Source organism: Micromonospora sp. NPDC047753 (assembly GCF_040642735.1).
Lineage (GTDB): Bacteria > Actinomycetota > Actinomycetes > Mycobacteriales > Micromonosporaceae > Micromonospora.
Genome location: NZ_JBEYSL010000341.1, coordinates 1 through 7722 on the forward strand (window position 1 = coordinate 1; position 7722 = coordinate 7722).

Here is a 7722-nt window from a genome sequence, read left to right on the forward strand (position 1 = left end):
GGGCAAAGTGGACCAAGTCCGATATTTACGGAATCTGAATAATGTCCGTACCAGTTGGTGCAGACCGCCCGCTACTCGCGGATCCCCCGGTGAAGGGCCACCACGCCACCGGTCAGGTTGCGCCACGCCACGCGCCCCCACCCGGCCGCGGCCACCCGGCCGGCCAGCGCGGACTGCGCCGGCCAGGCGCGGACCGACTCGGCGAGATAGACGTACGCCTCGGGGTTGCTCGACACCGTGCGGGCCACCGCCGGCAGCGACCGCATCAGGTACGACAGGTAGACCGTCCGGAAGACCGGGTTGACCGGGGTGCTGAACTCGCAGACCACCAGCCGGCCGCCCGGCCGGGTCACCCGGGCCAGCTCACGCAGCGCCGCGTCGGTGTCGTTGACGTTGCGCAGCGCGAAGGAGATGGTCACCGCGTCGAAGCTGGCGTCGGCGAACGGCAGTCGCAGCGCGTCCCCGGCCAGCAGCGGCACCTCGGGCCGGGCCCGCTTGCCGGTGTGCAACATGCCCAGGGACAGGTCGACCCCGACCGCGTACGCCCCGGACTGGGCCAGCTCGCGCGTCGATACGCCGGTGCCCGCGCCCACGTCCAGCACCCGCTCGCCCGGCCGAAGCCCGAGCGCCGCCCGGGTGGCCCGCCGCCAGGAGCGATCCTGGCCCAGCGAGATCACCGTGTTGGTCAGGTCGTAACGCTCGGCCACGCCGTCGAACATCGCGGCGACCTCGTGCGGCTGCTTGTCCAGACTGGCGCGCTGGCCCTGCGGGGTACGGCTCACCCCCTCACTCTGCCAGCCGCCCGCCAACCGACGTTCGCTGGGTGGGCGGCCCGCACCCCGTACCCCGTACGCGAAAGGGCGGGGTGGTCGCCCACCCCGCCCTCGCGTCGTACCCGCGTCCGTGACACCTCGGTCAGAACGCCTGTCGCCATCGCACCCGTCGCGGTCGCGCCGCTCGTGCGCGCCGCTGGTCAGGACACCGGTGTCAGTCGGTCGACTCCTCGTCCGTCGGCGAGACCAGGACCACCTTGCGGCGACGCGTGAGCACCAGCAGCGCCCCACCCACCAGCAGGATGATCACGCCGATGCCGCCGATCAGGCCGACCTGCACACCGGTCACCGGCAGGCCGCCACCGCCCGAGCCACCACCGGTGGAACCATCACCGGCACCCGGCGAGACGGTCGTGCCCGGCGTCGTCGTACCGCTGGGGATCGGCGTCGGAGTGGCAGTCGCGGTCGGGGTGACGGTCGCGGTCGGAGTGGCCGTCGGCGTCTCCGTTGCGGTCGGAGTCGGCCTGACCGTGGGCGTCTCGGTCGGAGTGACCGTCGGGGTCGGCGTCTCCGTCGGGGTCGGCGTCTCCGTCGGCGTCGCCGTCGGGGTGACGGTCGGGGTCGGGGTCGGCGTCTCCGTCGCCGTCGGCGTCTCCGTCGGAGTGACCGTCGGCGTCGGGGTCGGCGACTCGGTCGGAGTGACCGTCGGCGTCGGCGTCGGGTCGACGGTCTGGTCGACGAAGACGTCGAAGATCGCTTGGTTGTCGCCCTCGTCGATCTCGGTGAAGGCCTTCCGCTGGGCGGTGCTGGCCCGTCGTGGCTGCTCCTCGGGCTTGCCCGCTGCCGCGTCCAGGCCGTGCGCCACCAGCTCGCCGACCCGCAGCACGGGCTCGGTGACGTCCTTGCCGACTGTCACCTTGACGTCCGCGGTGTAGTAGTCACCGGGGCGGATCACCGCGCCGTCGTCCTGGCAGAGCGCCTGAGCGACGCCGAACGTCTGCGTGGTGCACGTGTCGGGCAGGGTGTCGAAGGTGACGCCCGCCGGCAGGGTCAGCACGTAGGCCAGACCGGTGGCCTTGCGGCTGCCGTCGTTGTAGACCGCCCAGTCGACCGGCACCGTCTCGCCCGGCCGCACCGGCCGAAGGTCGGGGTCATCGCCGTTGACGCCGTTCAGCACGACGTTGGCGTTGACGTCCTGCACCCAACTGGTCAGGTCGTACCCGGGCTCGGTGACGGTGATGTCGTGCTCGACCCTGTTGTCTTCCTTGTTGGGGTCCTCGGTGGCCGAGCGGATGGTGACCACCAGGGTGCCGGCGGCGCCCTTGCCACCGGTGGAGAAGATCGGGATACCGAAGTCCTCGCTGGTTCCGGCGGCCAGGTCGCCGAGGCGGCAGGTGAACTTCTTGCCGTTCACCCGGCAGCCGTCGGGCACCACGACCCGGACCTTGTTCGTCTTCAGCTTGCTGGTGTCCACCGTGTAACTGACACCCTTGGCGTCTTCCTCGCTCCGGCTGTTGTCGACGGAGAACTTGAACGGCTTGCTCTTGGCCTCCGTAACACCCTTGGCCAGGTTGTAGCTGAGCGGCACCAGAGCCAGATCGGCCTGCTCGGCCGCCAGCACTGGGGCGGCCACGGCGGCGATGCCGCCGGCCGCGAGCAGCGCCACGACACTGGCGCGCACCAGCGTCGAGCGGTGGAACGCTGTCATCAGTCCCCCGGGGGGTAGGGAAGAAAGAATGGTTGCGGAACGAGCGGACGCTATCGGAGGCCGATCTTCCACGCCAGCAGGCGGAGGCCGTTTCGTCCGTCCGGCCCGAGCTGCGCAGACAGTACGGGCGGGATGGTCACCCATCCCGCCCGTACTGCCGTGCGTTATATGAACGACCCGCAGCGGGCCGATGGAGGACAGCCTCTTCCGTCGACGGTGGCGACGAATATGAGCCGGGACGCTAGCCGCCGACGATCATCTCCACCAGCCCCAGACCGGAGAGGCTGACGCTGCGGCGGCGGGGACCACCCGTACCGCCGGGGTGACCCGGCGGGAGCATGAGCGTCGATCAGCCGAACGGCCGGGTGTCGACCGTCAGCTGACGTCCACCAGCGGCAGGGATCGGCCCGCGCCTCCGCCGGGCAGCGCGATCGAGGAGAAGTGCGAGACCACCCGCTCGTCGGTCGGGTCGTCGGCCGGCGTGTGGTGCACGGCGAGCCGGTTGTAGAGGGTGTCGCGCTGCGCGGGGATCCGGTCCGCCGAGCGGATCATGCCGATCAGCTCGTGCAGGTTGGAGCGGTGCCGAGCACCGGCGGAGGAGATGACGTTCTCCTCCAGCATGATCGACCCGAGGTCGTCCACGCCCATGTGCAGCGAAAGCTGCCCGACGTCCTTGCCGGTGGTCAACCAGGACGCCTGCAGGTGCGGCACGGTCTCGAAGAAGAGCCGGGCCACCGCGACCAGCCGCAGGTATTCCAGGGTGGTCGCCTGGGTGCGGCCCTTCAGGTGGTTGTTCTCCGGCTGGTACGTCCACGGAATGAACGACCGGAAACCGCCGGTGCGGTCCTGCACGTCACGGATCATGCGCAGGTGCTCGATCCGCTCGGCGTGCGTCTCGCCGGTGCCCATCATCATGGTGGCGGTCGACTCGATGCCCTGCCGGTGGGCCAGCTCCATGACCTCCAGCCAGCGCTCGCCCGACTCCTTGAGGGGGGCGATCGCCTTGCGGGGCCGCTCGGGCAGCATCTCCGCGCCGGCGCCGGCGATCGAGTCCAGGCCGGCGGTCTTGATCCGGGCGATGGCCTCGTCCAGGCTCACCCCGGAGACCTTGGCCATGTGCAGGATCTCGCTGGGGCCGATCGAGTGGATGACCAGCTGCGGGTACGCCTGCTTGACCGAGGAGAACAGCTCCTCGTAGTACTCCACGCCGTAGTCCGGGTGGTGCCCGCCCTGGAGCATCACCTGGGTGGCGCCCAGCTCGACCGCCTCGCCGCAGCGGCGCAGGATCTCCTCGGTCGGGTGGGTCCAGCCCTCGGAGTGCTTCGGTGCGCGGTAGAACGCGCAGAACTTGCACGCCGTCACGCAGACGTTCGTGTAGTTGATGTTGCGGTCGATCAGGTAGGTGACGACGTTGTCCGGATAGCGCCGCCGGCGCACCGCGTCCGCCGCCTCGCCCAACGCGTGGAAGGGCGCCTCGGTGTAGAGCAGCAGCGCCTCCTCGGGCGTGATCCGCCCGCCGTCCGCGCCGCGCTGCAGGATGTCGTCGATCTCCCGGCTCACCGTCACACCCCGAGCCTACGTCGCCGCTTCGGCGGCCGACGCGCCCCTCCGCCGCCGGTGACGAGCACCCCAGTACGACGCCCGGCCCGTCCGGCCGAGATCTTGGACAGTTTCCGTTCCGGCGTGACGGAAAGTGTCCAAGATCTGCGGTACGGGTGCTTGATCAGGCGTCGTAGTCGACAGTGAGCTTGTCGGTGGTCGGGCTGGACTGGCAGGTCAGCACGTAGCCGGCGGCCAGTTCGTCGGGCTCCAGCGCGTAGTTGCGGGCCATCGTGACCGCGCCGTCCACGACCTTCGCCTTGCAGGTCGAGCAGACGCCACCCTTGCAGGCGTACGGCAGCTCACCCCGCACCTTCAGCGCCGCGTCCAGCACCCGTTCCTCGCGACCCATCGTGAAGCTCGACGACCGGCCGTCCAGCACGATGGTCACCTCGGCCCCGGCGCCCGCCTGATCGGCGGGTCGGCGCACCGGCTCCGGTGGCGTGTCGACGTGGAACAGCTCGGTGTGCACCGCCGACTCGGGCAGCCCGCGTGCGGTCAGCACGTCCCGGACGTCGACCACCATGCCGTACGGGCCGCAGAGGAACCACTCCTCGATCAGGTCGCCCGGCACGATGGTGCCCAGCAGCCGGCCCAGCCGCTCGCCGTCGATCCGACCGGAGAGCAGCGGCGACTCGCCCTGTTCCCGGGAGAGGACGTGCACCAGGTGCAGCCGGGTGGGGTAACGGTCCTTCAGGTCGGCCAACTCCTCGGCGAACATCACGGTGTTCGCCGTGCGGTTGCCGTACACCAGGGTGAAGGTGCTGGCCGGCTCGACGGCCAGAGCCGTCGCGACCAGCCCGAGCACCGGGGTGATGCCGGAGCCGGCGACGACCGCGCCGTAGTGCCGCGCCCGGTCCGGCGCGAACGACGTGGTGAAGGTGCCCAGCGGCGGCAGCACCTCCACGGTGTCGCCACCGCGCAGCGCCCCGCACGCGAACGCCGAGAAGGCGCCGCCGGGGATCTCCCGCACCCCGATCCGCAACCGGCCGTTCCGGGCGAGGTCGTCGGGGGTGGAGCAGATCGAGTACGACCGGCGCACGTCCGTGCCGTCCTCCGCGGCTCGCCGCACGGTGAGGTGCTGGCCGGCGCGGAACGCGAAGGTTTCCCGCAGTTCCTCGGGTACGGCGAAGGTCACCGCCACGGAGTCGTCGGTGAGCCGGTCGACGGCGGCGACGGACAACGGGTGGAAGACCGGCCGGCGGCGAACCGGGCGGGTGATGGTGACAGTCACAGCGCCTTCAGGTGGTCGAAGGGTTCGGAGCAGGAACGGCACCGCCACAACGCCTTGCACGCTGTGGAACCGAACCGGCTGACCTGCTCGGTCTCCGGTGAACCGCACTGCGGGCAGCGGACCGCGAGCGTCACCGACACGACGCCGGCGGCGGGCACCGGGGCCGGCGGGGCGATCCCGGCGGCGGCGAGCTTGGCCCGCCCACCCTCGGAGATCCAGTCGGTGCTCCACGGTGGGCTGTAGACGGTCTGGACCTGCGCGTCCGGGTGGCCGGCGGCGGCGAGCGCCCGGCGGATGTCGGCCCGGATCACGTCCATCGCCGGGCAGCCGGTGTAGGTCGGGGTGATGGTGACGGTCACCCGGCCACTGGCCGGATCCTCCTCGACCGCCCGCAGGATGCCCAGCTCGTCGATGGTGATGACCCGGATCTCCGGGTCCACGACGCTGGCGGCGGCCTCCCGTGCGCTCGCCCTGCCGGCGCGGTCAGCGACTGCCGGGCTCGCGCTCGGCGCGCTCACCACTTCGCTCCGGGGTGGGCGCGGTGCAGCACCTGCATCTCGGCGAGCAGGTAGGCCAGGTGCTCGGTGTGCACACCGGCCCGCCCACCGGCCGGGGCCCAGGAACCGCCCGGCTGGGTGAGCGTCGCCTCGGCCAGCACCGGGCCGACGACCTCGTCGAACGAGGACCGCAGGGTGGCCGGATCGACCGGAGCCGCAGGGTCCGCGGCGAACAGCTCATGGGTGTACGGCCACACCTGGTCGACGGCAGCCTGCATCCGACGATGCGACTCCTCGGTGCCGTCACCGAGCCGCTTCACCCACAGCGCGCCGTGGTCCAGGTGGTACGCCGACTCCTTGCGCGCCTTCGCGCCGATCGCGGCCAACCGCTCGTCCGCGCAGCCGGCCAGCGCCGTGTACAACGGCAGTTGGTACGCCGCCAGGAAGAACAGCTTCGCCATCGTCACCGCGAAGTCGTCGTTGGGCAGCTCGACCAGTAGCGCGTTGCGGAACTCGCGGTCGTCGCGCAGGTACGCCAACGCGTCCTCGTCGCGGCCGGCGCCCTCCAGCTCGCCGGCGTACGACAGCAGCAGCCGCGCCGCCCCGAGCTGGTCGAGGGCGATGTTCGCCAGCGCGATGTCCTCTTCCATCTCCGGCGCGCGGGTGGTCCACTCGGCCAACCGCTGGGCCGCGATCAACGCGTCGTCGGCGAGCGAGAGGGTGAAGTCGAAGGGCCCGTTCACGCCGTCACCTCGCTGTGCTGGCTGGTTCGCTCGCTCACAGGTGGGCCACCCCGTCCGGCACCTCGTAGAAGGTGGGATGGCGGTAGACCTTGTCGGCGGCCGGGTCGAAGAAGGCGTCCTTCTCGTCCGGGCTGGAGGCGGTGATCGCACCGGCCGGCACCACCCAGATGGAGACGCCCTCCTGGCGGCGGGTGTAGAGGTCGCGGGCGTTGCGCAGGGCAAGCTCGGCGTCGGGCGCGTGCAGGCTGCCGACGTGCGTGTGCGACAGCCCACGCCGGGCCCGCACGAAGACCTCCCACAGAGGCGAATGACTCGTCATGCCGGGTTGTCCGGCTTGCTCGCTACGCTCGCTCACGCGGCCACCGTCTCCTTCTGTCCCGCCCGCTTCGCGGCGTATGCCGCGGCGGCCTCGCGTACCCAGGCGCCGTCGGCGTGCGCGGCCCGGCGGTGGGCCATCCGCTCCCGGTTGCACGGCCCGTCGCCCGAGATCACCTGCATCAGCTCGTCATAGTCCGGCTGGGTGTAGTCGTACGCCTGCCGCTCGTCGTTCCAGCGCAGGTCCGCATCGGGGATGCGCAGCCCGAGGATCTCGGCCTGCTGGACGCACATGTCGACGAAGCGTTGGCGCAAATCGTCGTTCGAGAAGCGCTTGATCTTCCACGCCATCGACCGGGCGGAGTGCGTGGAGTCGCCGTCCGGCGGGCCGAACATGGCCAGCGACGGGTACCACCAACGGTCCACCGCGTCCTGGGCCATCGCCTGCTGGGCGGGAGTGCCGTGCGCCAGGGTGTGCAGGATCTCGTAGCCCTGCCGCTGGTGGAACGACTCCTCCTTGCAGACCCGGATCATCGCGCGGGCGTACGGGCCGTAGGAGCAGCGGCAGAGCGGGACCTGGTTGACGATCGCCGCGCCGTCCACCAACCACCCGATGGCGCCCACGTCGGCCCAGCTCAGAGTGGGGTAGTTGAAGATCGAGCTGTACTTCTGGCGGCCGTCGAGCAGCAGCTGGACCAGCTCGTCGCGGCTGATGCCGAGGGTCTCGGCGGCGGCGTAGAGGTAGAGGCCGTGACCCGCCTCGTCCTGCAGTGTGTCTCTGCTCTGGGTCGGTTCCACGTCGTTTTGAACAACCGTCCGCGCTCAGGAGGTGTTCCGGTAGCCCTGTCGCTAC

The 7722-nt window shown here is 70.9% G+C and carries 6 protein-coding genes and 2 pseudogenes; all 8 read right to left on the reverse strand.

Features of this window, described 5'->3' with window-relative positions; genetic code table 11:
* Positions 1–71: 71 nt before the first annotated feature.
* Positions 72–782 (reverse strand): demethylmenaquinone methyltransferase, encoded by a 711-nt coding sequence (locus tag ABZ749_RS24545; RefSeq protein WP_196920656.1) that lies wholly within the window; start codon positions 780–782, stop codon positions 72–74.
* A gap of 724 nt (positions 783–1506) precedes the next feature.
* Positions 1507–2481, reverse strand: a pseudogene (locus ABZ749_RS24550) (cell wall anchor protein); the annotation flags it as partial.
* A gap of 375 nt (positions 2482–2856) precedes the next feature.
* Positions 2857–4047, reverse strand: coding sequence for a cyclic dehypoxanthinyl futalosine synthase (gene mqnC, locus ABZ749_RS24555; RefSeq protein ID WP_357231653.1), 1191 nt, complete (start codon positions 4045–4047; stop codon positions 2857–2859).
* A gap of 157 nt (positions 4048–4204) precedes the next feature.
* Positions 4205–5314 carry a 1,2-phenylacetyl-CoA epoxidase subunit PaaE gene (gene paaE, locus ABZ749_RS24560; protein ID WP_357231656.1) on the reverse strand — a complete coding sequence of 370 codons (1110 nt, stop codon included), beginning with the start codon at positions 5312–5314 and terminating at the stop codon, positions 4205–4207.
* Positions 5311–5832 (reverse strand): 1,2-phenylacetyl-CoA epoxidase subunit PaaD, encoded by a 522-nt coding sequence (gene paaD, locus ABZ749_RS24565; RefSeq protein ID WP_357231659.1) that lies wholly within the window; start codon positions 5830–5832, stop codon positions 5311–5313. The genes paaE and paaD overlap by 4 nt, the downstream gene beginning before the upstream one ends.
* Positions 5829–6554, reverse strand: a complete 726-nt coding sequence (paaC, locus tag ABZ749_RS24570; protein ID WP_357231662.1) for a 1,2-phenylacetyl-CoA epoxidase subunit PaaC — start codon at positions 6552–6554, stop codon at positions 5829–5831. Before paaC ends, paaD begins: the two co-directional genes overlap by 4 nt.
* Positions 6555–6588: 34 nt before the next feature.
* Positions 6589–6873 carry a 1,2-phenylacetyl-CoA epoxidase subunit PaaB gene (gene paaB / locus ABZ749_RS24575; protein ID WP_238668904.1) on the reverse strand — a complete coding sequence of 95 codons (285 nt, stop codon included), beginning with the start codon at positions 6871–6873 and terminating at the stop codon, positions 6589–6591.
* 32 nt (positions 6874–6905) lie between these two features.
* Positions 6906–7640 (reverse strand): annotated as a pseudogene (paaA, locus tag ABZ749_RS24580) (1,2-phenylacetyl-CoA epoxidase subunit PaaA); the annotation flags it as partial.
* Between the last annotated feature and the right edge of the window lie 82 nt (positions 7641–7722).

What these genes read in the sequence shown, in the direction of transcription:
- paaB (WP_238668904.1), bottom strand. Translation starts at nt 6,873, where the DNA reads ATGACGAGTCATTCGCCTCTGTGGGAGGTCTTCGTGCGGGCCCGGCGT.